Here is a 25,631-nt window from a genome sequence, read left to right as displayed (position 1 = left end):
CACACTGACCGTTGTCCGACACAACGGCGTTTCGGGAGGTTCGGCCATGACCGACGTACTGCTCACCGTGGGCACCCGCAAAGGACTCTTCATCGGCCGCAGGCGCGGCGGCAGCTGGGAGTTCGGCGCGCCGCACTTCCACGCCCAGGCGATCTATTCGATCGCCATCGACATCCGCGGACGGGTTCCGCGGCTGCTGGTCGGCGGGGACAGCTCGCACTGGGGTCCTTCGGTCTTCCACTCCGACGATCTGGGCGGCACCTGGGTCGAACCGAATCAACCGGCTGTGAAGTTCCCGCAGTTCACCGAGGCGTCACTGGAACGGGTCTGGCAGCTGCACCCTGCGGGCCCCGAGGCCCCCGACGTGGTGTACGCGGGCACGGAGCCGGCCGCGCTGTTCCGTTCCGAGGACGGCGGGGTGTCCTTCGAGCTGGTCCGCCCGCTGTGGGAGCATCCGACGCGTTCGAAATGGGTGCCCGGCGGGGGCGGTGAGGGGTTGCACACCATCCTCACGGACTCGCGGGACGCCCGGGCCGTGACGGTCGCGGTCTCCACGGCCGGGGTGTTCCGCACCTCGGACGGCGGTGCGAGCTGGGCGCCGTCGAACCACGGGGTCTCGGCGGACTTCCTTCCCGATCCGAATCCGGAGTTCGGCCAGTGCGTCCACAAGGTGGCCCGCGACGCGGTCGATCCCGACCGGCTCTACCTGCAGAACCATTGGGGGGTGTTCCGCAGTGACGACTCCGGGGGCCACTGGACGGACATCGGCCGGGGCCTGCCCTCCGATTTCGGTTTCGCCGCAGCCGCGCACCCGCACCGCGCGGACACGGCGTACGTCTTCCCGATCAACGCCGATGCCGACCGTGTGCCGGCCGAGCACCGATGCCGGGTCTTCCGCACCGCCGACGCGGGCGGCACCTGGCAACCGCTGTCGGCGGGTCTGCCGCAGGAGACGCATTACGGCACGGTGCTGCGTGACGCGCTCTGCACGGACGACGCCGACCCGGCGGGCGTCTATTTCGGCAACCGCAACGGCGAGGTGTACGCGAGCGCGGACGACGGGGACAGCTGGCAGCAACTCGCCTCGCATCTGCCGGACGTCCTCTGCGTCCGGGCGGCGGTCATCGGCCCGTGAGCATCGGCGGGCGTCTCCCGGCGCACGCCGCACGAGCGACGCTCTGCCGGGGCCCACACGGTCAGGAACGGTCCGACCTGAATCACCTGCCCGCAAGTCCCGGCCGGGGCTCGTCGAACTTCCGTCGCGTCCGTCGCGGACGGCGGACGGCGGACGGCGGACGCTAGTTACGACAGCAGACCTACGGCAGTTGCCAGTCCACCGGCTGGGCTCCCTGACCGAGCAGGAGTTCATTGGTACGGCTGAACGGGCGCGAACCGAAGAAGCCCCGGTCCGCCGACATGGGCGAGGGGTGCGCGGACTCGATCGCCGGGAAGCCGTCGAGGAACGGCCGCAGATTGCGGGCGTCGCGCCCCCACAGCACGGACACCAGGGGTTTGCCGCGTGCGGCAAGGGCCCGGATGGCCTGCTCGGTCACTTCCTCCCAGCCCTCGCCGCGGTGCGCGCCCGGTTTACGGGGTGCCGTGGTGAGCGCCCTGTTCAGCAGCAGCACGCCCTGGCGCGTCCAGGGCGTCAGATCGCCGTTGGACGGTCGCGGAAGCCCCAGGTCCGAGTGCAGCTCCCGGAAGATGTTCTCCAGGCTGCCCGGCAGCTGACGCACCTCGGGTGCCACGGAGAAGCTCAGCCCCATGGCCATGCCGGGCGTCGGATAGGGGTCCTGACCGACGATCAGTACACGTACCTCGTCGAAGGGTTGCTGGAATGCGCGCAGAACGTTGGCGCCGGCCGGCAGATAGGTTCGCCCGGCCGCGACCTCCGCACGGAGGAAATCGCCCATCGCGGCGACGCGTCCGGCGACAGGGGCCAGCGCCTCGGCCCATCCGGGCTCGACTACTTCATTCAAGGGTCGTGGTGCCACAAGGCTTCACTCTACCGGCGCACCGAACCCGCTCCTGCCGCCGTGTTCCGACTGCCGTGACGGGCCTCCCCGCCCAGGGTTCCGTATCCGGGTGTCGGGATAGGCTGCCGCCGGCATTCCTCTTCTCACTCTCACCTCTTCCTACTGGAGCCGGTCCATGGGGTCACGCAGGCATTCGCCGGCAGGCAGCAGCGGTCGTCGCGTCCAGGGAAGGCTGTCGTGACGGCGGGAACGGGGGCTGCTGAGACGGGAGTAGCGGAGACAGGGGCTACAGAGACAGGGGCTACGGAGACAGGGGCGGTGGCGCGGGAGACGGACGCCCCGGTCGGTACGGCCGGCATGCCGGGGCCGTTCGTGCTCGGTGTGGACTCGGGCGGTTCCGGTCTGCGGGTGGTGCTGGGCACCGTCGGCGCATCCACCCCGCTGGACACGACTGTCTGCGCCGAGCCCGTACGCACCGGACCCGCAGGGATCGACGCGGCCCATCTGCTGGAACAACTGCTGCCCGCTGCCCGCCGGTTGCTGGAGCGTCACGGCGGCGCCGACCACTCCAAGATCGCCGCGGCGGCGATCGGTGCCGCCGGCATGGCGACGCTCGGCGGACAGTTGCGCGCCGAACTTCCCTCCGCGCTGGAAAGCGCCCTCGGGGTGCGCCGGCTGGCTCTCGCCGCCGACGCGGTGACCGCGTACGCGGGTGCGGTCGGTCAGCGTCCGGGGGCGGTCGTCGCGGGTGGCACGGGCCTGATCGCGCTCGGTACGGATCTGACGAGTTGGCGGCGGGCCGACGGCTGGGGCCATCTGCTGGGGGACAGCGGCGGCGGCGCCTGGATCGGGCGGGCCGGTCTCGATGCGGCCATGCGCGCCCACGACGGGCGGCGCGGCGGGTCTCCCGCACTGCTCGACCGGCTGGAGACGGTGTTCGGGCCGGCGCCCGATCTGCCGGGACTGCTGTATCCGCGCACCGACCGGCCTGCCCTGCTGGCCTCGTTCGCGCCCGAGGTCGCCGCGTGTGCCGCGCATGATCCGGTCGCCGCGGGCATTCTGCGTGAGGCCGCCGGACACATCGCGGAGTCGGCCGCGGCGGTCTGCCCGAAGACCGGGCCCGGCGACGAGCCCTGCGAAGTGGCCCTGACGGGCGGCTTGTTCCGGATGGGCGACCCGCTGCTCGTACCGCTGCGGGAGGAGCTGTCCCGCCAGGTGCCGCAGGCGAGGACGGTACCCGGTTCGGGTGATCCGCTGGCCGGTGCGCTGTCCATCGCCCGGGCGCTGGCCGTCGGGGATCTTCGGCTGCCCCACCATCCGACGCTCCTCTGCGTGCCGGGGCACGGGACCGGACAGGGGCCCGGTCAGTGCCGCGGCGCGGAGGGGCCGGCGGGAAGCCCCCGGTGATGGGTGCGGAGCTCGCACGGCGGAGGATCGCCCTGGTGGCGGGCGCACTCGGGTGAGCTGACATCGTGGCCGGGCGCTGTGCCGGACGCCGTCGGCCGGTGGTCTTTCCGGTCACGGCACCGGGTGGCGACAGAGCAGGACAGTCGACCAGAAAGCCCTTCATCGGATAAAAGCGGACAGATAACGCCCGACTGGGCCCTCCCCGAACAGAGGGGCACCCAAAACCAGTAGCATGCGGCGCCATGAGCACCCCCACTGGGCCCGCTTCCGGCCTGCCTGTACGAATGCCGCGACCTCGCCAGTCCGGACGGCACCGCCGCCCGGAGCCCGTGGTCGCACCTGAGGGCGCCGCCGCGCTCGTTCTCGCCGTACCCGGTACCCCCTCTTCGGCCACGCGCGCCTTGGCCGAAGAGGTGATCAGCATCGCCCGTTCCGAGCTGCCCGGCCTCGATGCCCGGATCGGCTACCTGGACGCTGACGACGCCGAGTACCCGAAGCTCTCGTCCGTACTCAGCCACAACACCGCCGAGCGCATGGCGCGCGTCGAGCAGGCGCGGGCCGCCGGCCGCGAGGTCGCCGACCCCGAGGGCCCGTCCGCCGTTGTGGTGCCGTTGCTCGCGGGGCCGGACAGCGCCCTGATCCGGCGGATACGGCAGGCCGTGATGGACAGCGGAACCCAGGTCGAGCTGACCGATGTGCTCGGCCCGCACCCGCTGCTCGCCGAGGCGCTGCACGTACGTCTGTCCGAGGCCGGTCTGGCGCGTGCCGACCGGGCCAGGCTCTTCACGGTGGCGACGGCCGCCGACGGCATCGTGCTGGCCACGGTGGGCGGCGAGGAGGCCGTGCAGGCCGCCGGGATCACCGGCATGCTGCTGGCCGCCCGGCTCGCGGTACCGGTGATGGCCGCCGCGCTCGACGTCGAGGGTTCTGTCGCGTCGACCGCCGAGCAGCTCACGGGCTCCGGTTCGGTGCAGCTCGCGCTGGCGCCGTACCTCGTCGGCCCCGAGGTCGCCGAAGGACTGCTGGATGCCGCGGCGAAGGAGGCGGGCTGTGCGACGGCCGAGCCGCTCGGCGCGTATCCGGCGATCGGCAAGCTCGTGCTGTCGATGTACACGACGGCTCTCGGCATCGCGCCGGCGACGCCGCAGGGTGCTCAGGCGCACTGACCCGGTGCCGGGTGTGCCCGGCCGCCGTTACTCCGTCGACTGCCGGGCGGGGGTGTGTTCTCCGGCCCGGCCGGGGTATCGCGCCGATCGCCGGGCGGGCCCGTGTTCTCCGGCCCGCCCGGCGATTCGGCTGTGCCGCGCGGGCCTCAGCCGAAGATGACGCAGGACGCGGCGGTGGCCTGGAGCGAGCCCGCGCGGCGCGGGATTCCGGTCGCCGGGTCGACGGCGAACCAGCTGACGTCGCCGGAGCGTTCATTGGCCGCGTACAGCCATCGGCCGCTGGGGTCGAGCGCGAGATCGCGCGGCCAGTGGCCGCCGCAGTCCACGGTCGTCACCAGGGTCGCTTCCTCGCCCGCCGCTTCGAGCGCGAGAACGGAGATGCTGTCCGGACCCCGGTTCGCGGTCCAGAGGAACCGTCCGTCGTGCGAGACGACGACCTCGGACGGGTAGGCCGCCGTGTCCGGGCCGGCTGACGGATCGTCGGGCAGCACCGGCGTCTCACCGACTGGTTCCAGGGTTCCCGTGGCGGCGTCCCACCGGCATACGGTGACGGTCGGTTCGAGCTCGTTCAGTACGTAGGCGTGGCCGCCCGCGGGGTGGAAGGCCAGATGGCGCGGGCCCGTACCCGGGCGCAGCGCCGTCTCGCCGTGCAGCCGCAGCGTGCCGGTGGCCGTGTCCAGCATGCAGATCCGTACGGAATCGGTGCCGAGATCCACGCTGAGCACCCAGCGGCCCGACGGGTCCGGCAGCACCTGATGGGCGTGCGGGCCGCGCTGGCGGTCGGCGTCCGGGCCGCTGCCCTCGTGCCGGAGCACGGCGGTGAGGGCGCCCAGGGAACCGTCGTCCCGCACGGCGACGGCGGTGACGCTGCCGGAACCGTAGTTGGCGGTGAGGAGATGACCGCCCGCGAGCGCGAGGTGGGTCGGGCCGTTTCCTTCCACCGGCCGGAGCTCGCCGATCGGCCGTGGCACGTCGCCGGTGATGTCGAGCGCGGCAGCCGCACCGTGCTCGGTCTCGCTGACCGCGTAGAGCAGGCTGCCGCCCGGCCCGAGCGCGAGGTACGAGGGATCGGGGACGGCGTCCGTCGTGCCGAGAGGGGTCAGCGTCCCGGTCTCCCGGTCCACGGCGGCCACGGTGATGCCCTGCCCGCCCGCCGAGGTGAACGATCCGATGTATGCCCGCCCCGTGCCGCTCTCCCGGCCCACCGCACTGCTCGTCACCGCACTGCCCCTCTCGCCGACCGGCCACGGCCGATCGGGCCGTCGTGATCTTCCGGGGCGACGGTAGCAGTCGGCCCTCCGGGGTCCGGACGAAGGCCCTGGGGCGCGCGGCCGCCTCCGCGGGAGCGCTTCACACACCGGTCGCCGGAGCTCGCGGGTCGCTGCGCAGCGGTGCGGCGAGTTCGGCGAGAGCCCGCTCCAGACCGTGGAGGTGGACGAGCGCGGGTTCCGCGACGGCCGCGTGCGGCGGGACGCCCGGGATGCCTGCCCTGTGCGGCAGTTCCGGGGCGGTCAGCGCTTTTACGGACGCTTCGACGCGCCAGCAGGCGGCAGCGAGGCGGGCGTCGTGCGACGCCTCGGGGTCGGCGGCGACGCGGGCCAGTCCGCGCACCTCCCGTGCGCAGGTGTCCAGCAGAGCGAGCACCTGTCCCGCGCGCTCCCTGCGGGCGCGCAGCGGATTCAGCGGGTGCACCAGCGGCGCCAGGGACAGCCGCACCCGGCCGAGGAGCGCGTCCAGCTCGGCGATGCGGGGCGCCGGGTCGGCGGCCCGGGAGCCGGAGAGCCGCGCGGCGGCCTCCGCCGTGCAGGCGTGCACACAGCGCAGGGCCCGCTGGATCCACGCGTCGGTCGTGGCGTGGGTGGTGACCGGCAGCACGACGAGCACCGCGAGCATCGCGGCGAGCGCGCCGGCGCCGGTCTCGGTGAGCCGCAGCACGAGGAGCGCCGGATCCAGCACGCCGAGGAGTCCGTAGAGCGCCCCGGCCATCACGGTCACGGACAGCACCATCCAGGTGTACGAGACCGCGGCGGTGTAGAAGATCCCGAAGACTCCGGTCGCGACGACGACCGCGCTCGGCACGGCGGCACCATGGAGCGGGACGACGACGGCCAGGCCGATGGGTACGCCGATCAGTGTGCCGAGGATCCTGCGGAAGCCGCGTACGAGTGTCTCGCCGCGTGAGGCGGTGTTCACGAAGACCCACCATGTGGCGCCCACGGCCCAGTACCAGCGCTGCTCCGAGAGGAGGAGTCCCGCCGCGAGCGCGAGGGTTCCGCCGACGGTCGCCTGGATCGCCTGGCGTGTGGTCGTACGGGCCAGCCCCCGGCCGGCCACGGGGGCGGGCACGGTGACGACGGGCAGTCGGCGCTCGTAGCACCACAGTCCGAAGCGGACGGTCGACGACACGAGCAGGGAGAGCGCGACGGCGGAGTACAGCTCGGGCAACTGCCCGGGCAGGGTGTGGAGGAACTGCGTGGCGAAGAAGGCCATGAACGCGAACACTCCCAGCGAGTGGCCCCGGGGCCCCCATCTCCGGGCGTACACGCCCAGGCCCATGACGGCGAGAAAGGCCGCGTCCCGTGCCGGCGGATCGTCGTGGAGCGCTGCGGCGAGGGCGAACACCGGGAAGCCGACGACGGGCAGCAGAACGGTGGTGACCGCCTGTTCGCGCACCGTGGTGTCGAGCACGGTGAACAGGGCCAGGAGCGCGGCGAGTCCGCCGGTGACGGCCGCGACGAAGGAGTGGCCGGCCAGGCCGCAGACGACGACGGCCAGGCCGATGCCGAGGACGGCCCGGGCGGCGCCGCGCAGCCGCAGTCGGCCGGGGTCCGGGGAAACGAACATCCTCTTCAGCACGGCATGCTCCCGCTTCTGCACGCCGGCCCTGCGCACCGGCATGAAAAAGGCGCCGCGGGAATCCGCAGCGCCATCGACGGGCTCATCACACCATCTCCGCAGCCCATGGCTCAACCGATACGCAAACCACTGAGCCATTGGACCACTCAATGACCGCTGATATGTGCCATGGGTAAGCCAACGGACCGGGCGGGTGCCGGGCGGGTGCCGGGTCTTCCCTGCGAGCGGTGTCCCGCGCCGCGGGCCGTGTCTCAGGGACGACGCGTCGTCGCCTGCCTCGTGGGACGCCCTCCGCCGACGACCGTGCTCCCTCCTCGCCGCCGGCCCTGCTCGTAACCGCGGAACGCCGCCCAGCAGATCAGCAGCGCCACGGAGAAGGCGGACAGCCAGGCCAGCCGGGCCAGTACCCAGCCGGGGGTGTCGGGGACGGTGTGCAGACCCGGCAGCGTCCCGCCGACGAGCAGGCCGGTCACGGTGACCGCGATCATCGCGGTCTGGTGCCACAGGAAGATCGTCATCGCGGAGAGGTTCACGGCCGCCACCGCCGCCCAGACGGCCGGACGCCGCAGCACTCGGCGCAGCGGGCCGAGCAGCAGCAGCGCCGCTCCGCACTGGGCGAGGCCGAAGGTGACCACGGCGAGGGTCGGCGGGTCGAGGTTGGAGATCTCCCCGCCGGGCACCCCGACCATGGCTGCGGGGTAGCCGGCCAGGAGCACGAGTGCGACGGTGGCGGCCGCTCCGCCGAGCAGCAGCGTCCAGCCGGTCCTGCGGATGTTCAGCTCGCCACGGGACCAGGCCGCGCCGAGGCAGTACGGAACCAGCCAGCCGGCTGCCACATTGACCGCGGCGAACGCGCCGGGCGTGTGCAGGCCGAACCGGTAGAGGTCGGTGATCAGCACGACGGCGAACGGCCACAGCGGATGCAGTTTCGCCACCAGCGGGGTCGCGGCCGTCAGTGCCGCGAAGACCGCCACGAACCAGAGCGGGGACCAGACGAGTTTGCACAGCGCGCGCACGGTGTCCTGGTCCACTCCCGCGACGAGCATCGCGCACGCCGTCGCGGTCCATACGGCCGAAACGGCGACCACGGGGCGCAGCAGCCGGATCATCCGCGCCCGGAGCCACTGGCCGTAGGTCTCGCCACGGGCGCGGGCGGCGGCACAGCTCTTCGCACCGACGTGCCCGCCGACCAGGAAGAAGAGGGCAAGGGTCTGCAGCACCCAGGAGACCGGGGTGAACCGGGGCATGTAGTGGAGCGGGCTCGCGCCGTGCAACGTGCCGCTGTCGGCGACGAGAGCGGTCACCGTCCAGTGGCCGAGGACCACACCGAGGATGGCGACGGCGCGCAGGGCGTCGATCGCGCGGTCACGGTCGGCGGGAGTGGCGGCGTCGATCCGTTGGACGATGTCATGCATGGCGCACTCCGAAGAGGTCTGCGGACGGGCCGTCGGCGGCCACGATCCGGGCGATGTTCCTCAGCGGTACGGAACCGGGCTTCAGGTAGTCGCTGTGGCCTCCGTCGCCCGCCGCGAAGATCTCGGCGCCGAACTCGGGCGAGACGGGGTCCGTGCCGAACCCGACTTCCACCGAGGGGAGTCGGAGCCTGATGTGCGGGATGTCGGCGACCCAGTCGCCGCTGCCGCGGCCGGCCCAGACGGTGGCCGGGGTGTGCAGGTCGGCGGCGCTCCCGTAGCCGGTGCCGGGGCTCCCGTACAGGACGATGTCGGCGACACGCAGCCCGTGCGCGGCGCGGGCACAGACGACCGAGCCGTAGGAATGGCAGAGGAGAGCGGTCCGGGCCGTCGGCCTGACGCTCAGTAACTCCTGCATGAAGGCGTGCAGTTCGGGCGCAGCCTCGTGGGCCCGCCCCGGGGTCATCGAGGCCGGGCCGGGCATCGTCGGCGTCTTGTATCCGAGCCAGGCGATGACGGCCGACCGCGCGCCCAGCTCGGCGCGCAGGGCGCGCGCGTCGCTGCGAAGGCGCCAGTAGTGGTCGAGGCCGATACCTGCTCCGGGGACCAGCACGGCGATCCGTTCGGCGTGGGACAGGTCGCCGAAGACCTCGACACTGCGGCCGCCGTCGCGGCCGTCGAAGGAGAGGAAGCGGCGTGCGGAGTCGGCCATGGCGTGCAGGGCGGCGGCCCGCTTCCCGTCGCCGTGACCGGCGGCGGCCCGCTCGGCGGCCAGGATGTCGGCGCGGGTCGTGTCGAACCGCTCGGCGAGGACTTCGGGTGCGGCGGTGCGCAGGGGGCCTTGGGGGGTGGGCGCCGGGGCGGGTACGGCCGAGGGGCCGGCCGCTCCCGCCGTCGGCACGGCCACCGAGGCGGCCACCAGCGCGGCAAGCAGGCCGCGACGCAGGCGTCTTCTGCGTGGACGGGTCGACATGGCGGATTGTTCCTTCCGTACCGGATGGCTGCATCGCATCGGCACAGAAGCTAGGGAGGGCGTCTCGTAGTCCGCGTCCCACCGGAGTGCGAACCTCGCTCGTAGTTCTCCAGGACTACGGGTACGAGATGTCCGCTCCCTCGGAGGCGAACCTCTCCCGCGGCTCTCCAGGACTGCGGGGACGAGACCCGAGCGGTGGTTGCGGCCGGTCGGCCGACCGGCCGCTGACGGGCCATTGGTACAGTCGCAGCCCTGATCGGCCTACCAGGAAGGGACCGACGGACCATGGCGGTGGACTCCCTCGACACCCGCATCCTGCGCCTGCTGATCGAGCAGCCGCGTACCAGCGTCCGCGAGTACGCACGCATCCTGTCCGTCGCCCGGGGCACCCTCCAGGCCCGTATCGACCGGCTGGAGCGGGACGGTGTGATCACCGGCACGGGCCCGTTCCTGTCCCCCGCCGCGCTCGGCCACCCGGTGCTGGCCTTCGTTCATCTGGAGGTCACCCAGGGGCATCTGGACGAGGTCGGTGAGGCTCTCGCCTCGGTGCCGGAGATCGTCGAGGCCTTCTCGACCACGGGCGGCGGCGATCTGCTGGCCCGGGTGGTGGCCCGCGACAACGGGCATCTGGAGGATGTGATCCAGCGGCTGATCCAACTGCCCGGTGTGGTCAGGACACGGACCGAGGTGGCGTTGCGCGAGCGGGTGCCGCACCGGCTGCTGCCGCTGGTCGAATCCGTGGGCCGCACGGCCGGCGACGGCCCGCGGTGATCACCGTCCTGACGTGCGGGATGCCGTGAACGGTGGAGAATCCGTGGTCCTGCGGCGCAGTTGAGCCTCTGACCACAGCGAATGGGCAACGAACGTGCCGCCGAGGTCCGGCGGCCCGATATCCTGATCACGCCGCGCGCCCCCACCCCGCCCCGATCACGATCGGGGCGCTGCCGTGGCAGTCGAAGCGGCCCACAATTCGAGATTGGTGCACAGGTGCTGGTAGCTGGTCGGTACCGCTTGTTGTCCCCCATCGGCCGCGGCGGCATGGGCGAGGTGTGGCGCGCCTCCGACGAAGTGCTCGGCAGAGCGGTGGCCGTGAAGCTGCTGCTCGGCGACCACGCGGACGAGTCGGCCACCGCGCGGTTCCGTCTGGAGGCGCAGACCGCGGCCCGCCTGAGCCACCCTCATCTGGTGGCCGTGTTCGACTTCGGCGCCTGGGAAGGCCGCTTCTTCCTCGTGATGGAGCTCGTCGAGGGCAGAAGTCTGGGTGACCTGCTCACGGCCGAGGAGCGGCTCGGCGCCGAGCAGGTCGCCCGGATCGCGGGCCAGGCGGCTGCGGGTCTCGCCGCCGCCCATCGGCAGGGCATCGTGCACCGTGACATCAAGCCCGGCAACCTGATGCTGGACGCCGAAGGGTCCGTCAAGATCGGTGACTTCGGCATCGCCCAGTTCGTCGACGACCCCTCCGCCGCGCTGACCACCACGGGGCAGATCGTCGGCACCAGTCTCTATCTCGCCCCGGAACGCGCCCTGGGCCGCACGGCCGGGGCGGCGTCCGACATGTACTCGCTCGGGTGTGTCATCTACCAACTGCTGCTGGGCGAGCCGCCGTTCCGCTCCGACACCGCGACCGCCACGCTTTATCAGCATGTCGACACGGCCCCCGTGCCGCTCGGCCGGCGGGGGGTCGACCTGTCCCCCGCCTTCGACTCCTATCTGCTCGGGCTGCTCGCGAAGCAGCCCGAGGACCGGCCCAGCGCCCAGCAGGTCGCCGACTGGTTCCAGAGCGACGCGTGGCGGGGGCAGCCTGAGCCCATGCCCCTGTACGCCCCCACTCCCCCTGCGGCTGCGCCGAGTGCTCCTCAGACCCCGCCTGCCTCCCCCGCGTTCGGCTCCGTTCCGGCGTCCTCCGCTCAGCAGGCCGAGGGTGTGTCGACGTATCGTCTGCCGCAGGCGGGCGGCCACAGACGGCGCCCGGCCGAACGGCCCGGGGCCGCGCCCGTCCGGCGCCGCACCGGCGCCCGCGAGGCGATCAGACGCCGGCCCCGGGTGGCCAGCGCGATTGCCGGTACGGTCGCCTTCCTCGCGGCCGTGTACGTGGGTATGAGCCTGTTCTCACCGGACTCCAGCACGGCGGACACACCGGAAACCGGTCCCACGGCGACCACCGGATCCGAATCTCCGGCCCCCGGCCAGTCGGCACAGGACCAGTCGGCTCCCGATCAGCCGGCGCGGGACGGCCAGGGTGACGAGGACAACGAGGGCGACGAGGACTGAGCGACCCCGCGCAGACGCCGCGTCCCGACCCGCCTCGTCCGCGGCCCGGTGCGGGAGGGCCCGTGCGGACCGGCCGGCCGGTGTCGGCGCGTCGACCGGCCGGCCGGTGTCGGCGCGTCGACCGGCCGGCGTCTCCCCGCACTCCGGGGTTCCGGGGTTCCCGGGGTTCCGGCACTCCACGACGCGGACGGCGGGCGGCGGGCGGCGGGCGGCGGGCGGCGGGCGGCGAATGTGCACAACGTCTTTGCCCCGCCGACCAGTTGGTGGGCTCCTCGCCGCTTGAAGGGGCCGCGCGCCGGGCATATGACCGGTTACCGACAAGGGGGTGGTGGCAGTGTCCCGCATCAGGATCGTCCGACGGCCGCAGTTGCCGTCCCGGCCGCCGCCTCTCGACCTGCGGACCCCGTCCGGCCGCCCGCTGCCGTACTGAGCACGGCCCGGCCGCGTCCCCTGCAGAATGCGGCGGCCCCCGCGTGATGGCGGGCGGGAAGCCCGTCGCCATGGCTCAGCGTCGCCACGCAGCGGCGTACCGGCGCAGGAACAGGGCCTCGGCATGGGCCATGTGCTGGATCTCTGTGGGGTCGACGCTCTCGTTGGGTGCGTGGATGAGGCACCGCGGTTCCTCCACTCCCATCAGGATGATCTCGGCGCGGGGGAACGCGTCGGTGAGGACATTGCACAGAGGGATGGAACCGCCCTGCCCGAGGGCGTTCATCGGCTTTCCGTAGACCTCGGCCATGGCCGCGCCGAGAGCGGCGTAGGCCGGTCCGTCGGTGGCGGCAAGGAAGGGCGAGCCGGTGCCTCCGGGGTCGACCGAGACGTGCGCGCCCCAGGGGGCGGCCTTCTCCAGATGGGCCGTCAGCGCGCGGAGGGCGGCATCCGCGTCCGTCCCGGGAGGTACGCGGAGGCTGACCCGGGCCCGTGCGGTGGCCTGGACGGCGGCGGCGGAGCCGACGACCGGCGGGCAGTCGATACCGAGGACGGTGACGGCGGGACGGGCCCAGAGCCGGTCGGACACCGTGCCGGAACCGGTGAGCGCGACGCCGTCCAGCACCTCGGCGTCACGGCGGAACCGCTCCTCGTCGTAGGCCGTCCCGGACCAGGTCCCGGAGGAGTCCAACCCGTCGACGCGCGTGCCGCCGTCCGGGGCGCGCAAGGTGGCCAGGAGCTGGATGAGGGCGGCGAGCGCGTCGGGGGCCGGTCCGCCGAACATCCCGGAGTGCACGGCGCCCTTGAGCGTCGAGACGGTCACCACGAGGTCGGCCAGGCCGCGCAGGGACGTGGTCACCGTCGGCTGTCCCACGGCGGCGTTACCCGTGTCGCAGATCAGCAGGGCGTCGGCCAGGAACTCCTCGCGGTGCTGCTCGACGTAGGCCTCCAGACCGCCGGTGCCCTGCTCCTCCGACCCCTCCGCGACGAACCGCAGCCCGACCGGAATGTCGTCGCCGAGAGCCCGCAGCGCGGTGAGATGCATGACGATGTTGCCCTTGCAGTCCGCGGCGCCGCGTCCGTACCAGCGGCCGTCACGCTCGGTGAGGGTGAACGGCGGTGACGTCCAGGCGTCGTCGTCGAGCGGTGGCTGCACGTCGTAGTGGCAGTACAGCAGCACGGTCGGTGCTCCGGGCGGCGCCGGCCGGTGGCCGAGCACCGCGGCGCTGCCGTCCGGTGTGCCGGCGAGACGCACGTCGCGCAGACCCACCGCGGTGAAGGCGTCGGCGACCCACCGGGCCGCCTTCCGGCACTCCTCGGGCGGGTACTGGCGGGGGTCGGCGACGGAGGGAATCGCGACCAGTTCGGTGAGATCCGTCTTGGCACGCGGCATCAGGGCGGCGATCCGGTCCGTCAGGTCGTGCTCGTTCATCGTTCGTGCCTCCAGGTCGTCGGGGGCTTCGGCCTTCGGTGTCGCGACGTGCGGGGCCGGGGAGTCCGCGTGCGCGCCGGGCTCATGCGCCGCCTGCCGCCGCGTCGGACCGGCCGGTCGCCGTGCCGTTCGAAGAACCGTCCGCGGGGGTGCGCCAGCTCGGCTTGCGGAGTCTGAGGAAGAGGTACGGAATGACCAGGCCGAGCATCACGAGTCCGCCCCCGACCAGAGCGATGTACGACCAGGCGCTGCCGCCGCCGAACTGGGACGACGGGACGAACCCGATGGCCAGCGCGGAGAGAGAGGCGAGCAGGCCCAGGACGCACAGGGGCACGAGCGCGGGGGCGCGGTAGCCGCGCGGATGGTCGGGCCGGATCCTGCGCAGCCGGATCGCGGCGGCGAACATCAGCAGGTACACGATGAGATACACCTGCGTGGTGATGACGGAGAAGATCCAGTAGGCGCTGGAGACATCGGGGATCAGCGCGTACAAGAGGGCGATGGCCGTGGTCACGATGCCCTGCGTGACGAGGATGTTCCGCTGGATGCCGTTCTTGTTGAGCTTCTGCAGGAACGGCGGCAGATAGCCCTCCTCCCGGGAGATCATCAGCAGGCCCTTGGACGGCCCGGCCAGCCAGGTGAGCATGCCGCCGAGCGCCGCCGCGACCAGCGCGACGGCCACGACCGGGGTGAGCCAGCCGACGTGGAAGTACGAGAAGAACGCGTCGAACGCCTGCATCACACCGGCTGTGAGGCTGAGTTGGTGGGCCGGGACGACCCAGCTGATGGCGAGGGCCGGCAGGATGAAGATCAGCAGCACCAGCCCCATGGCGAGGAACATGGATCGCGGGTACTCCCTGGCCGGATTCTTCAGCGACGAGACGTGGACGGCGTTCATCTCCATGCCGGAGTAGCTGAGGAAGTTGTTGACGATCAGGACGAGGCTGGCGAGCCCCGTCCACTGGGGAACCAGATGACCGCCGGTCATCGGAGCGGCGGAACCGTTGCCCTGGCCGAGGAAGACGAAGCCGAGGAGCACCAGGACGGTGCCCGGTACCAGCGTCCCGACGACCAGGCCCCAGGACGACAGCCCGGCGACGGCCTTCGTGCCGCGGGCGGAGACCCAGACCCCGGTCCAGTACAGGACCATGATCACGATCGCGGTGTAGAGGCCGCTGGCGGCCAGGCTCGGATCGATGACGTAGGCGATGGTGCCGGCGACGTACGCGAGCAGGCTCGGGTAGTAGAAGATCGTCATCGCGAACTGGCACCACACGGCGAGGAATCCGAGCGGTTTGGACAGCCCCTCGCTCACCCATCGGTAGACCCCGCCGTTCCACCCGGAGGCCAGCTCGGCGGAGACGAGGGCCGTCGGCATCAGGAACACGATCGCCGGGAGGAGGTAGAGAAAGACACAGGCCAGGCCGTACACGGCCATGGTCGGGGCGGAGCGCAGGCTCGCCACCGATGCGGTGGTCATCAGGGCCAGCGTGACCCAGCTCATCCCCGGCACGGCGGCTTTCTCGGCCCGTGGTCGCGAAGCGGGGATCTCCGACTGTGCGTCCGAGGGGACGTCCATGGTGCTCATACGGCACTCCTTGCGGCGGCAGCACGGTGCGGGCGTGGACAGGTGGCGGACATCAGGCCCGGGAGTACGGGGCGGGGCGGGCGGCAGTCCGGCCCGCGGGGCCGGGGCGGCGGCCTCTGCCGCCTTCCTGATGCGGCGTCGGCCCGGGACACGGCACGGGCGGCGTCTCCGCGCGGGCCTCCAGATCACGAGGACGACGTATGCGACGCGCCGGACGACGGTCCATCAGAGTGTTCCTTCACCTGAGCGGGTGGTCAGCAAGGGTAAATTGTCATGGTTTCAGATCATTCGCATCTCGAACCCCGTGCGCCCGGTGTCGGGGCCGCCCTAGGCTGCGGTGCGGCGGCCCTGTCGATCGCCGGTGAGCCCGCCCGTCCCCGTCAGCCATCGTCGGCCGAGCTGTTCACGGCGACGGCTTCCGGAAACCGGAGACCGCACAAGGGGGTTGACGCCGCATCAGGCCGATGGCGGGCGGCCGGGCCGGGGTTCCGCACCGGCCTCTCTTGATCGATGATGATGCGCAGGACTGTCGTTCTTGGTACGGCACCGGCTGCGCCAGGAACAGGAAGGGGTTCCCGATGCGGGAAACGACGCCGGACCGGTCTCCGTCGGACGACCGGTCGGTCCACGGTTCGGACGAGGACGCCCAGGTGATCGTGGTGGGGGCGGGTCCGGCGGGCTCGGCCGCGGCCTTCCATCTCGCCAGAGCGGGCGTCGATGTCCTGCTCCTGGAGAAGTCGCACTTCCCCCGGGAGAAGGTGTGCGGGGACGGTCTGACGCCACGAGCGGTGCACCAGCTCATCAGGATGGGCGTCGACATCAAGGCCGAGGGGTGGACGCGTTCACGCGGAATGCGATGGGTGGCCGGGGACCATCAGGTGCTCATCGACTGGCCCGCGCTGGGGCGTTACCCGGATTTCGGGCTCTCGCGCAGCCGGCACGACTTCGACGACATCCTGGCCCGGCACGCCGTCGCCGCCGGAGCCCGGCTGCGCAGCGGCGTGAAGGTGACCGGGCCCCTGACCGACCGCGCCGGCCGTATCACGGGAGTCGCCGCGACGACCGGGGCGAAGGAACCGCTGACCTTCCACGCGCCGCTCGTTGTCGCCGCCGACGGCGCCTCCGCCCGTCTGGCGCTCGCCATGGGTCTCCAGCGGGACAGGAGCAGGCAGATCGCGACGGCCGCCCGCCGCTACTACCGGAGTCCGGAGCGTTCCCGCGAGGAGTACCTGGAGCTGTGGGCCGACCTCCGCTTTCCCGGGAGCGATCACTACCTGCCCGGGTACGGCTGGATCTTCCCGATGGGCGACGGCCGCGTCAATGTCGGTCTCGGGGCACTCCCCCACCGACGGCACGGCAAGGCGGACCTGCGCGCCGCGTTGGACGAGTGGCTGGCGCGCACCCCGCACGCCTGGGGGCTGCGCGAGGAGAACGCGGACGGCCCTGTCCGGAGCGCGGCCCTCCCCATGGGATTCAACCGTCACCCCCTCTACACCCGCGGGCTCCTCCTCGTCGGGGACTCCGGAGGCATGATCAGCCCCTGGAACGGCGAGGGCATCGGTCAGGCCATGGAGGCCGGTGAGGTCGCGGCCGAGACCGCCACGCTCGCACTGGCTCTCCCCCGGGGGCCGAGGCAGGAGCAGGTGCTGCGCGGCTACCCCGTCGAGATGAACCGCCGCTGGGGGCGGTACTACCGTCTCGGCAACACAGCCGCCGACCTCGTCTTCAGCCGTTCGGGCTTCCAGCCGGTCCTCAACCGTTACGTCATGGGGTCGCCGTTTCTGCTCAAAACGCTGGCCCGGCTGCTGACCAACCTCACGGACAAGCCCTCCCACGACCTGATCGACCATCTGCTCAACGGCGCCGTGCGTCTCGTCCCGGAGCCGAAGGTACGACGGCGCTGAACCCGGGGCCACGCGCGGGATTCCGGCCGGGGGCCACGCGCGGGATTCCGGGACGTGGGAACGGGCGGACCGGGAGCGCGCCGGCGTGGAGACCGCTCTGGCGCGGGCAGAACGGGCCTACGACCGGCGGCGGGGCTTTCCGCGCTTGCCGCCCTTGGCACCGCCGGTGCCGCGCGGGCTCTTCCCGGCCGCTTTGCCGACCGCGGGCTTGCGCCGTGCACCGCCCGCTTCGGGGCGCTTGCTCTTCGGTTGCGCAGGAGTCCTGGGACGGCCCCGTGAACTGTTGACGGTCCGCCCACGCACGATCCCGATGAAGTCCTCCACCAGGTCCGTCGTCTCGTCCTCCGGCCACGACAGCCCGACACGTGACACCGGGGCGTCCGTCACCGGCCGGTACGTGAGGTCCTTGCGGTGGTGCAGTCGGGCGAGCGACTGCGGGACGACGAGGAGACCCACGCCTGCCGCCACGAGCGCGATGGCGTCCGCCGTCGTGGCGGGACGCTCGATGGCGGGACGTCCCGGCCGCTGCTCCCATTCAAGGGTGTCGTCGAGCGGATGCAGCACGATCTCGTCGGCGAGATCCTCGGCAAGGACCTCGTCGACCGCCGCCGCGACATGATCCTTCGGGATCACGACGACCGTCGTCTCGCTGTAGAGGGGGATCACGCTGAGGCCCGTCCGGTCGATGGGCAACCGCACCAACCCCGCGTCGGCGCCGCCGCCGCGCAACACGTCGGATGCCTCGGTGGCCGGCACTCCGAGGAGTGTCAGCGGGACGTCGGGCAGCCGCTCGTTCCAGATCCGCACCCACTTGGTGGGTGTCACCCCCGGGACATACGCGAGCCGGAACGAAGGGGATTCTTCCGAGCTTGTCACGCACCCAGGCTACCGGGCCCGGTCAGAGGTGGTGCACATGCTCGATACCCTGGACACCATGACGTCGCACAAGACCACCCAGACCATGAAGCCCGCGACCGCGGCGAAGAAGCTGGGTGTGTACCTAGAGGCCACCCCCGCCGAGTTCCAGGAGGGTGTCGTCTCGCGCACCGAGCTGAACGCCCTCCAGTCCGATCCGCCCGCGTGGCTTGAGGAGCTGCGGCGCAACGGCCCGCACCCCCGGCCGGTGGTCGCGGCAAAGCTCGGCGTCTCCATCTCGGGCCTTGCCCGTGGCGGAATCACCGATGCCCTCACCACCGAGCAGATCGAAGCGCTGAAGAAGGAGAGCCCCGACTGGCTCCAGCAGGAGCGCGCCACCCAGGCCGACGTCCGGAAGGAAGCGGTGCGCATCAAGGAGAAGAAGGCGGCGCGCGCCGACCGGCCCCAAGATCCGCGTTCCTGACCCCTGCCCCTGCCCGCGGCGGACGCTTCGTTCCGCCGCCGTCCCCGGCGTGACGCCGCGCCGGGCGCGGCCGTCCGTCGGCTTCGAGTCCGGCGGGCGCGGGGCCGATCCTTCCACTCCCTTCCCTTCCGCTGCCGTCCGCTCGCTTCCGCTTCCTTCCGCGCAGGGCATGAACACCCCGTACGGAACGGGGTTGCGGGGAATGATCGCCATGACAGGGTCTGAGGACTTCGCGCCGGAATCGGAGCGCGTCACCCGGTAGCTGCGGGACGAGATTCTCGACGGTGTCCGACCGCCGGGAGCCAAGCTCGTCGAACGCGAACTTGCCGCGGAGCTGGGGGTGAGCAGACTGCCGATCCGCGACGCGCTCAAGGTGCTCGTGACCGAGGGCCTGGTGACGCCCAGGCCGCGGACCTGGGCGGTCGTCCGGGAGTACACGCCCTCCGACATCGCGGATCTCGACGAGATCGGGGTGGGCGACCGTGGCCCCGCCCTCGCCCTCCCACCGCGACGGACGACGCCGGTTGCGGACTGAAGATCGCCGAGCAGTAGGCTCATTCCGCAACACGACGCGAAGGGGAGATCGGTGGCGCGGGTTGCGGTGATCGGTGGGGGTATCAGCGGGCTGGGGACGGCGCTCATGCTTGGCCGACGAGGCCACACGGTCACATTGTTCGAGCAGGACGCGCGGCAGGCCGGAGCGGACCTGGAGCGGGACTTCTTCCACTGGAACAGGCCCCGGGTTCCGCAGGCCGTCCAGCCCCACTCGCTGCTCGCGCCCGTCCGCACCGTGTTGCGCACCGAGACCCCTGACGTCTACACGGACCTGCTGGCACGGGGAGCCCGGGAGTACCACGAGTTCGACTGGTTCGGTGAGCATCCGACGCATCGGGCCGGCGACGAGGACTTGGTGACCCTGCGCACCCGCCGCATCGTGCTGGAGGCCGCTCTGACCGCGGCCGTGCGGCGGGAACCCACCGTCGAGGTGCGACGAGGCTGCCGCGTGGATGCCCTTACCTTCCAAGAGGGCCGTCCTGCCCGGGTCACCGGCGTCCGAGTGGGCGCGAAAACGCACCGGGCGGACCTCGTCGTCGATGCGTCCGGTCGCCGCTCGCCGGTACCCGCCTGGCTGATCGCGGCCGGCTGCCGCCCGCCCGTGGTCAGCAGCCACCGCACCGGGATCGCGTATCTGTGCCGCTGGTACCGCCTGCGCGCCGACGGCCCGCGTGACCCCGGACGGGTGAAGACCGGCTCGGCAGCACCGTTCGCGCTCGCCGGCGTCTTCCCTTCCGACAACGACACCTTCGCGGTGAGCCTGGTGCTCTCCACGGGTGATCCGACCCGCGGCGCGCTCACCGACCCTGCCGTGTTCGAGGCCGCCGCTCGCCGCTTCCCCGCGACCGCCGCCTGGCTCGGGCTGGCCCCCGAACCGCACTCCGCCGTCCTGGCGATGGCCGGCCTGGACAACCGCTGGACCGCCCTCGCCGACGATGACGGACCTGTCGTCACCGGCCTGGTCAACGCCGGGGACAGCCTCACCCACACCAATCCCACCTTCGGTCATGGCGCGGCCCTCGGCCTGCGTGCCGCCCAACACCTCGCCACCCATGCCGACCGGATCGCCGCGGACCCCACGGGCTACCACACGTGGACAGAGAAGGCCCTCCGCCCGTGGTTCGACGCGCAGGTGACGGCCGACCGCGCCGACGAGCGACGCCTCGCCGACGGCTCACCACCCGCAGACCGGCGGGCTGCCGCACTGGCCGCCTGCGCCTTCGACGATCCCGTCGTCATGCGAGCCCGGGCCCAGGTGCGCCATCTCCTGCGACCGGCCGACGATGCCTACGGCACCGACGAAGTGGACCGGCACGTCACCGCCTGGCTGGCCGCCCATCCGGACTTCACGCCACAACACGACGGCCCGACCCGGGAACAGTGGGATGCGCTCATCCCCCGCTGAGCCCTTGCCCGGCACGTCACCTCCGGCGCCCGTGCCGGTGCTCACCGGTTGCGCGAGGTACTCGACGCGGCGACCGGAGTCCCGATCAACAGATCGGCGCCGTGCTGCGGGCCGGCGTCGGCCGCGCCCGCATCCATGCCGGCACCGCGGGCCGCGCGAAGGCCCGGATCAGGAGTAGAAGTTGCGGGGCCAACGGTGCTTGGCCAGCACGGCGAGTCGGTCGGCGGTGAGGGGATGCCCGTCGCTCAGGGCGGTGTTGCGTTCGACGTTGCGTACGGTGCGCATGCCGGGGATGACGGTGGAGACCGCCGGTGAACTCAGGACGAACCGCAACGCGTACTCGGCGATCTCATCGGGCGCGATACCGAGTTCGGCGACGATCGCGGCCACCCGCTGTTCGACCTGCGCCGGGCGGTCGTCGCGGAAGTACCGGTTGCGCCAGTCGCCCTCGGGGAACGTCGTGCCGGCGGTGATCCGGCCGGTCAGGCCGCCCTCGTCCAGCGCCACCCGCACGACGACACCGACACCGTGCTCCTCGCACGCCGGCAGCAGTGAGTCGGCGGGCGTCTGGTCGAAGATGTTGTAGATGACCTGCACGCTGTCGACAGCACCGCTGCGTACGAGCGCGAGTGCACTGTCCGGTTCGTGGTCGTTGACGGAGACGCCGAACAGGCGGATCTTGCCCTCCTGTTTCAGCGCGGCGATCGTCTCCAGCCAGTCGCCCCTGCCGAGCCATTCATCGTTCCAGACGTGGAACTGGAATACGTCGAAGTGGTCCAGCCCACCGGCCCGCAGACTGGTCTCCAGGCTCCGGCGGATGTGCTCGCCCGGAAACGCCTCGGCCGGGTCCTGGCCGTCCACCCCCGGCCAGACACCGTTCTTCGGCGGCACCTTGGTGGCGACGAGCACCTCGTCACCGGCCCGCTCGCGAACGACCCTGCCGACGATGCGCTCGCTCTCGCCGTAACCGCGCGCGGTGTCGATGATGTTCACCCCCCGGTCGATCGCCCGGTGCAGAGCCCGTACGGAATCGTCCTCCGTGGCCCCCACCCAGCTGGATTCGCCGATGCCCCAGGCGCCGTAGCCGATCTCGGACACGGACACTCCGCTGCGGCCCAGCTCGCGATAACGCACCCTCGTCCTCCACGTCGTCGTCCTCGTCCCGGCCGGGCACGGGCTGCCGCCGGGATCACGCCGACGATAGAGGACCGGGGCGGGGGCGTCAGCCGGGTTTCCGCGGCGCCGGGACGGCCCCGGGCCCGCCCGCGAACCAGGACGGCCGTGCCGCCCGCGGCACCCGTTCTCAGCGGTCGGCGAGGTCGCGGGCGGATCGGGCGATGTGGGTACGTGAGATACCGGCGGCGTCGAGGAGTTCGGACGTGGTTCCGGAGCCCGGCAGGTTGCGCACGGCGAGGTGGACGAAGGCGGGGCCCAGTCGCTGTGCGGCAAGAGCGGACAGCACCGCCTCGCCGATGCCGCCCTCGGGATGGTGGTCCTCGACGACGACCAGCGCTCCGGTCTCCCGCGCGGCGCGGGCGACCGTGTCGAGGTCCAGAGGCTTGACGGAGTACAGGTCCACGACGCGGACGGGGATGCCGTCGGCGGCCAACTGCTCGGCGGCGGCCAGGCATTCGTGCAGGGTGACGCCGGCGCCGATGAGGGTGACCCGGTCGCTGTCGCTCGCCCGCAGGGTCTTCGACCCGCCGACGGGGAAAGTCTCGTCGGGGCCGTAGAGAACGGGGTAGGCACCCCTGGTCGTGCGGAGGTACGAGATGCCGTCCAGGTACGCCATGGCGGCGGTCAGGGCGGCGGCGGACGTGGCGTCGCTGGGGTAGAGCACGGTGGATGCGTGGACGGCCCGCATCATGGCAAGGTCCTCAAGGCCCATCTGCGAAGGACCGTCCGCGCCGATCTCGACGCCGCAGTGGGTTCCGCACAGGCTCATGGAGATCTGCGAGACGGCCGCCATACGGATGAAGTCATGGGCCCGGGTGAAGAAGGCGGCGAAGGTGGTGGCGTAGGGGCGGTAGCCACGCGCGGCCATACCGACCGCGCTGGCGATCATCTGCTGTTCGGCGATGTACGTCTGGAAGTACCGCTCCGGGTGAGCCTTGCCGAAGTCCTCCGCATGGGTGGAGTTGCCCACCTCGGCGTCCAGAGCCACGATGTCGGGCCGGGCACCGATCGCGGCGAGCGCCTTCCCGAAGGCGACCCGGGTGGCGACGTCCTCGCCGGTCTCGAAGCGCGGCAGCGTCACCTCCACGGGAGCGGCCTGGGTGCTGGGCGTGGCCGCGGGCGGGCGGGGGCCCTCGACCGTGAGATGGCGCACGCCGCCCAGTTCGGTGACGGCGCGTGCGGCAAGGTCGTCGGGCAGCGGCTTGCCGTGCCAGCCCTCGGCGTCCGCGACCTCGGACACGCCCTGCCCCTTGACGGTCTTCGCGACGACGACGGTGGGGGCCCGCCCGTCGTCCGCGGTGGCCAGGGCCTGTTCGACGGCCGCGAGGTCGTGCCCGTCGACGACGAGGGCGCGGCAGCCGAAGGCTTCGACACGGCGGGCGTACGCGTCGGTGTCCCAGCCCAGTTCCGTGGGGCCGCTCTGGCCGAGGCGGTTGACGTCGATGATCGCGACGAAGTTGGCCAGCCGGTGGCGGCCCGCCTTGTCCAGGGCCTCCCACACCGACCCTTCGGCCATTTCGCTGTCACCGCACAGCACCCACACGCGATACGGCTGGTGTTCCAGGTCCCGTCCGGCGAGCGCGATACCGACGCCGTAGGCGATGCCCTGGCCCAGCGAACCGGTGGCCGCGTCCACCCAGGGCAGAACCGGGGTGGGGTGGCCCTGCAGCCGGCCGCCGTCGCGGCGATAGGTGGTCATCAGTTCCTCTTCGTCGATCGCACCGGCGGCGAGGAACATCGCGTACAGCAGAGGGGAGGCGTGCCCCTTGGAGAAGATCAGGTGGTCGTTGGCCGGGTTCTTCGGGTTCTGCCAGTCGTAACGCAGTCGGCGGGTCATGAGGACGGCCATCAGGTCCGCGGCGGACAGGCTGGACGTCGGATGGCCGGAGCCGGCGGCGGTGCTGGCGCGGACGGAGTCCACGCGCAGTTGCTGAGCCAGCTGGAAGACCTGGTCCAGGTCGCTGTCGGGGCCGACGGAGGCAGTGGGGGTGTTCTCGACCGACATCGCGGCTTCCTCTCGTGTCCTGCGTGCTGATCCGGTCGTCGACGGCGGGCCGGCTCGCGGGGCGCGCTGTGCCCGCGTGGGGTGCCCGCGTGGGGTGCCCGCGTGGGGTGCCCGCGTGGGGTGCCTGTGCCCCTGTCGACCGTATGTCCATGGCGCGGCGGCCGCGATCCGGGAGCCGAACGCGTGCCGTTCAGAGAGCGCGTTGCAGAAGTTCCGTCAGGGCTTTCCAGTGGCGTTCGTCCGCTGCGCTGTCGTATGCGGCGGTGTCGGACTGCGTGAAGCCGTGGTGCGCCCCGGTGTAGACCTCACTGCGGTAACGCACCCCCGCTGCGGTGAGGGCCTCGTCGAGGCGGTCGATCTGCTCGGGCGGCAGCGAGGGGTCCTGGTCGGCGTGGCCGAAGTACAGCTCGGCGGTGATCCGGTCGGCCACCAGGTGCGGGCTGTCGGCGGAGTCGGTGGCCAGCCGCCCTCCGTGGAAGCCGGCCATGGCAGCGACCCGCTCGGGGTAGGTGCCCGCGGTCCGCAGCGCGAGGCCGGCGCCCATGCAGTAGCCGGTGGTGCCGACCGGCCCGTCGGTGGTCAGGGCGCTGCCGGTGAGCCAGGTCAGGTAGGTGCCTGCGTCCCGCATCGCCAGATCGGGCGTCAGTGCCCGCATGAGCGGCCCGAGCCGCTCGAAGAGGTCCGGGCGTCGGGCCGGGTCGATGAAGGCGGGCAGCTCGACGACCGGCGCTCGCCCGTAGCGGTAGAGGAGGTTGGGAGCCAGGACGGTGTAGCCGGCCCCGGCGAGGCGGTCGACCATGCTCTTCAGGTGGGGACGGATTCCGAAGGCGTCCGTGTAGAGCAGAACCCCGGGGTGCGGCTTTCCGTCGTCGGGATGGGCCAGGTAGGCGTCGGCGGTGCCGTCCTGTGTGGTGATGTCCACGGATGTTCCGCGCACAGCGGTCATGGGCGGCTCTCCTCTCTGGTCCGTGCCGCTCGATGCGCGGAGCGGAAGGGATGCGCGTGCACGACGGCCGACGGCACGGAAGGCGCTCCGCGGCGGCCGGGCTACCGTCAGTGATGGTAAGCGGTGAGTGAGCGCTTCACGGGTTTCCCGGCTCGGCCGTTGAGCCGCCCGGCCGGTGTCCCGAGGCCCGGCCGGTGTCCCGACGCCCGGCCGGCGCTCTCGATCGCGTTGCCACCGGGATGTGCGCACCGCACGTGGTGTCCCCGGAGTGCCGGACTTCCGCCTCGGTACCGTCGTCCGACATCCTCGGTGGACGGACAGAACTGTCACGGACAGTAGGTGCGGTTTCCGGCAGGCAGCCCTGACGACGAAGGATTCGAAGCCCGATGACAGACAACTCCGACATGATCGAATTCGTTCGGGCGCGGCTCGCGGAGGAGGAGCAGATCGCGCTGGCGGCGGGCGGGGACAGCTGGCGGTGCCCGGACGGCGTGGCCGGCGAGGTCCACGACCGGTCCGGCGCCATCGCGTTCACCCTGCGCGATCGCGGCTTCGACCAGCACCTCGCCTTCCAGGATCCCGCGCGCACACGTCGCCGCATCGAGACGAGCAGGGTTCTCCTCGACGAGTACGCGGAGATCGCCGGTCTGGACACCGACCGTCCCGAACACGATTTCTCGTCAGGCCGCGCGGTCGGGCTCGGTTTCGCCGTCCGGCAGCTGGCCGCGGAGCATGCCGGCCACCCCGACTACCGCGCGAAGTGGCTGCCGCGGTTCATCCATTAGCGTCCG

General features: G+C 72.0%; 20 protein-coding genes and 1 pseudogene. 10 read left to right on the top strand and 11 right to left on the bottom strand.

Annotated features, from left to right (window positions below; translation table 11 throughout):
- Nucleotides 1-46: 46 nt before the first annotated feature.
- Nucleotides 47-1,135 carry a WD40/YVTN/BNR-like repeat-containing protein gene (locus ACFVUT_RS30245; protein WP_389655831.1) on the top strand — a complete coding sequence of 363 codons (1,089 nt, stop codon included), beginning with the start codon at nucleotides 47-49 and terminating at the stop codon, nucleotides 1,133-1,135.
- 181 nt (nucleotides 1,136-1,316) lie between these two features.
- Here the strand turns inward: ACFVUT_RS30245 and ACFVUT_RS30240 are convergent, their stop codons facing one another.
- Nucleotides 1,317-1,994 (bottom strand): uracil-DNA glycosylase, encoded by a 678-nt coding sequence (locus ACFVUT_RS30240; RefSeq protein ID WP_389655829.1) that lies wholly within the window; start codon nucleotides 1,992-1,994, stop codon nucleotides 1,317-1,319.
- A gap of 339 nt (nucleotides 1,995-2,333) precedes the next feature.
- Between ACFVUT_RS30240 and ACFVUT_RS30235 the strand changes: the two genes are divergently transcribed.
- Nucleotides 2,334-3,383, top strand: a complete 1,050-nt coding sequence (locus tag ACFVUT_RS30235; protein ID WP_389655900.1) for an N-acetylglucosamine kinase — start codon at nucleotides 2,334-2,336, stop codon at nucleotides 3,381-3,383.
- Between the two features lie 242 nt (nucleotides 3,384-3,625).
- A complete protein-coding gene (locus ACFVUT_RS30230; RefSeq protein ID WP_389655827.1) occupies nucleotides 3,626-4,549 on the top strand; it encodes a sirohydrochlorin chelatase in 924 nt (307 codons plus the stop codon).
- Between the two features lie 146 nt (nucleotides 4,550-4,695).
- Here the strand turns inward: ACFVUT_RS30230 and ACFVUT_RS30225 are convergent, their stop codons facing one another.
- The 4 genes from ACFVUT_RS30225 to ACFVUT_RS30210 all read right to left on the bottom strand — a co-directional run bounded on the left by ACFVUT_RS30225 (nucleotide 4,696) and on the right by ACFVUT_RS30210 (nucleotide 9,790).
- A complete protein-coding gene (locus tag ACFVUT_RS30225; RefSeq protein WP_389655825.1) occupies nucleotides 4,696-5,769 on the bottom strand; it encodes a lactonase family protein in 1,074 nt (357 codons plus the stop codon).
- 130 nt (nucleotides 5,770-5,899) lie between these two features.
- Entirely contained in the window at nucleotides 5,900-7,405 is a 1,506-nt protein-coding gene (locus ACFVUT_RS30220) for an FUSC family protein (RefSeq protein WP_389655823.1), read from the bottom strand.
- A 251-nt stretch (nucleotides 7,406-7,656) separates the two neighbouring features.
- Entirely contained in the window at nucleotides 7,657-8,820 is a 1,164-nt protein-coding gene (locus tag ACFVUT_RS30215; RefSeq protein WP_389655821.1) for an acyltransferase, read from the bottom strand.
- The gene (locus ACFVUT_RS30210) at nucleotides 8,813-9,790 is read right to left on the bottom strand and encodes an alpha/beta hydrolase (RefSeq protein WP_389655819.1); all 978 of its coding nucleotides are present in this window, start codon (nucleotides 9,788-9,790) and stop codon (nucleotides 8,813-8,815) included. Before ACFVUT_RS30210 ends, ACFVUT_RS30215 begins: the two co-directional genes overlap by 8 nt.
- A gap of 285 nt (nucleotides 9,791-10,075) precedes the next feature.
- On the opposite strand from ACFVUT_RS30210, the gene ACFVUT_RS30205 reads away from it, so the two are divergent.
- Entirely contained in the window at nucleotides 10,076-10,561 is a 486-nt protein-coding gene (locus ACFVUT_RS30205) for an Lrp/AsnC family transcriptional regulator (RefSeq protein WP_389655817.1), read from the top strand.
- A gap of 267 nt (nucleotides 10,562-10,828) precedes the next feature.
- Entirely contained in the window at nucleotides 10,829-12,061 is a 1,233-nt protein-coding gene (locus ACFVUT_RS30200) for a protein kinase (protein ID WP_389655898.1), read from the top strand.
- 505 nt (nucleotides 12,062-12,566) lie between these two features.
- Here ACFVUT_RS30200 and ACFVUT_RS30195 read toward each other — a convergent pair.
- Both ACFVUT_RS30195 and ACFVUT_RS30190 read right to left on the bottom strand, forming a co-directional pair.
- Nucleotides 12,567-13,922, bottom strand: a complete 1,356-nt coding sequence (locus tag ACFVUT_RS30195) for a dipeptidase (protein WP_389655815.1) — start codon at nucleotides 13,920-13,922, stop codon at nucleotides 12,567-12,569.
- A gap of 82 nt (nucleotides 13,923-14,004) precedes the next feature.
- The gene (locus tag ACFVUT_RS30190) at nucleotides 14,005-15,510 is read right to left on the bottom strand and encodes an APC family permease (protein WP_389655813.1); all 1,506 of its coding nucleotides are present in this window, start codon (nucleotides 15,508-15,510) and stop codon (nucleotides 14,005-14,007) included.
- Between the two features lie 578 nt (nucleotides 15,511-16,088).
- On the opposite strand from ACFVUT_RS30190, the gene ACFVUT_RS30185 reads away from it, so the two are divergent.
- A complete protein-coding gene (locus ACFVUT_RS30185; protein WP_389655811.1) occupies nucleotides 16,089-17,414 on the top strand; it encodes a geranylgeranyl reductase family protein in 1,326 nt (441 codons plus the stop codon).
- Nucleotides 17,415-17,531: 117 nt separating this feature from the next.
- Here the strand turns inward: ACFVUT_RS30185 and ACFVUT_RS30180 are convergent, their stop codons facing one another.
- On the bottom strand, nucleotides 17,532-18,290 hold the full coding sequence (locus ACFVUT_RS30180) for a LysR family substrate-binding domain-containing protein (protein ID WP_389655809.1): 759 nt from the start codon (nucleotides 18,288-18,290) through the stop codon (nucleotides 17,532-17,534).
- Nucleotides 18,291-18,327: 37 nt separating this feature from the next.
- Here ACFVUT_RS30180 and ACFVUT_RS30175 point away from each other — a divergent pair, with 37 nt between their 5' ends.
- From ACFVUT_RS30175 to ACFVUT_RS30165, 3 genes and pseudogenes are all read left to right on the top strand, one after another.
- On the top strand, nucleotides 18,328-18,753 hold the full coding sequence (locus ACFVUT_RS30175; protein ID WP_389655807.1) for a DUF5997 family protein: 426 nt from the start codon (nucleotides 18,328-18,330) through the stop codon (nucleotides 18,751-18,753).
- 262 nt (nucleotides 18,754-19,015) lie between these two features.
- Nucleotides 19,016-19,273, top strand: a pseudogene (locus ACFVUT_RS30170) (GntR family transcriptional regulator); the annotation flags it as partial.
- A gap of 66 nt (nucleotides 19,274-19,339) precedes the next feature.
- Nucleotides 19,340-20,713 carry an FAD-dependent oxidoreductase gene (locus ACFVUT_RS30165; RefSeq protein ID WP_389655805.1) on the top strand — a complete coding sequence of 458 codons (1,374 nt, stop codon included), beginning with the start codon at nucleotides 19,340-19,342 and terminating at the stop codon, nucleotides 20,711-20,713.
- A gap of 168 nt (nucleotides 20,714-20,881) precedes the next feature.
- Here the strand turns inward: ACFVUT_RS30165 and ACFVUT_RS30160 are convergent, their stop codons facing one another.
- The 3 genes from ACFVUT_RS30160 to ACFVUT_RS30150 form a co-directional block, all read right to left on the bottom strand.
- On the bottom strand, nucleotides 20,882-21,847 hold the full coding sequence (locus ACFVUT_RS30160) for an aldo/keto reductase (protein WP_389655803.1): 966 nt from the start codon (nucleotides 21,845-21,847) through the stop codon (nucleotides 20,882-20,884).
- 169 nt (nucleotides 21,848-22,016) lie between these two features.
- The gene (locus ACFVUT_RS30155) at nucleotides 22,017-23,894 is read right to left on the bottom strand and encodes a transketolase (RefSeq protein ID WP_389655801.1); all 1,878 of its coding nucleotides are present in this window, start codon (nucleotides 23,892-23,894) and stop codon (nucleotides 22,017-22,019) included.
- A 190-nt stretch (nucleotides 23,895-24,084) separates the two neighbouring features.
- Complete coding sequence (locus tag ACFVUT_RS30150) at nucleotides 24,085-24,840, bottom strand: dienelactone hydrolase family protein (RefSeq protein WP_389655799.1); 756 nt, start codon at nucleotides 24,838-24,840, stop codon at nucleotides 24,085-24,087.
- A 386-nt stretch (nucleotides 24,841-25,226) separates the two neighbouring features.
- On the opposite strand from ACFVUT_RS30150, the gene ACFVUT_RS30145 reads away from it, so the two are divergent.
- Nucleotides 25,227-25,625, top strand: a complete 399-nt coding sequence (locus tag ACFVUT_RS30145) for a DUF6221 family protein (RefSeq protein ID WP_389655797.1) — start codon at nucleotides 25,227-25,229, stop codon at nucleotides 25,623-25,625.
- Nucleotides 25,626-25,631: the final 6 nt, after the last annotated feature.

Source organism: Streptomyces sp. NPDC058051 (assembly GCF_042885475.1).
Lineage (GTDB): Bacteria > Actinomycetota > Actinomycetes > Streptomycetales > Streptomycetaceae > Streptomyces.
The sequence above is the reverse complement of the archived record's forward strand: the minus strand, read 5'-3'. Positions and strand labels throughout refer to the sequence as shown.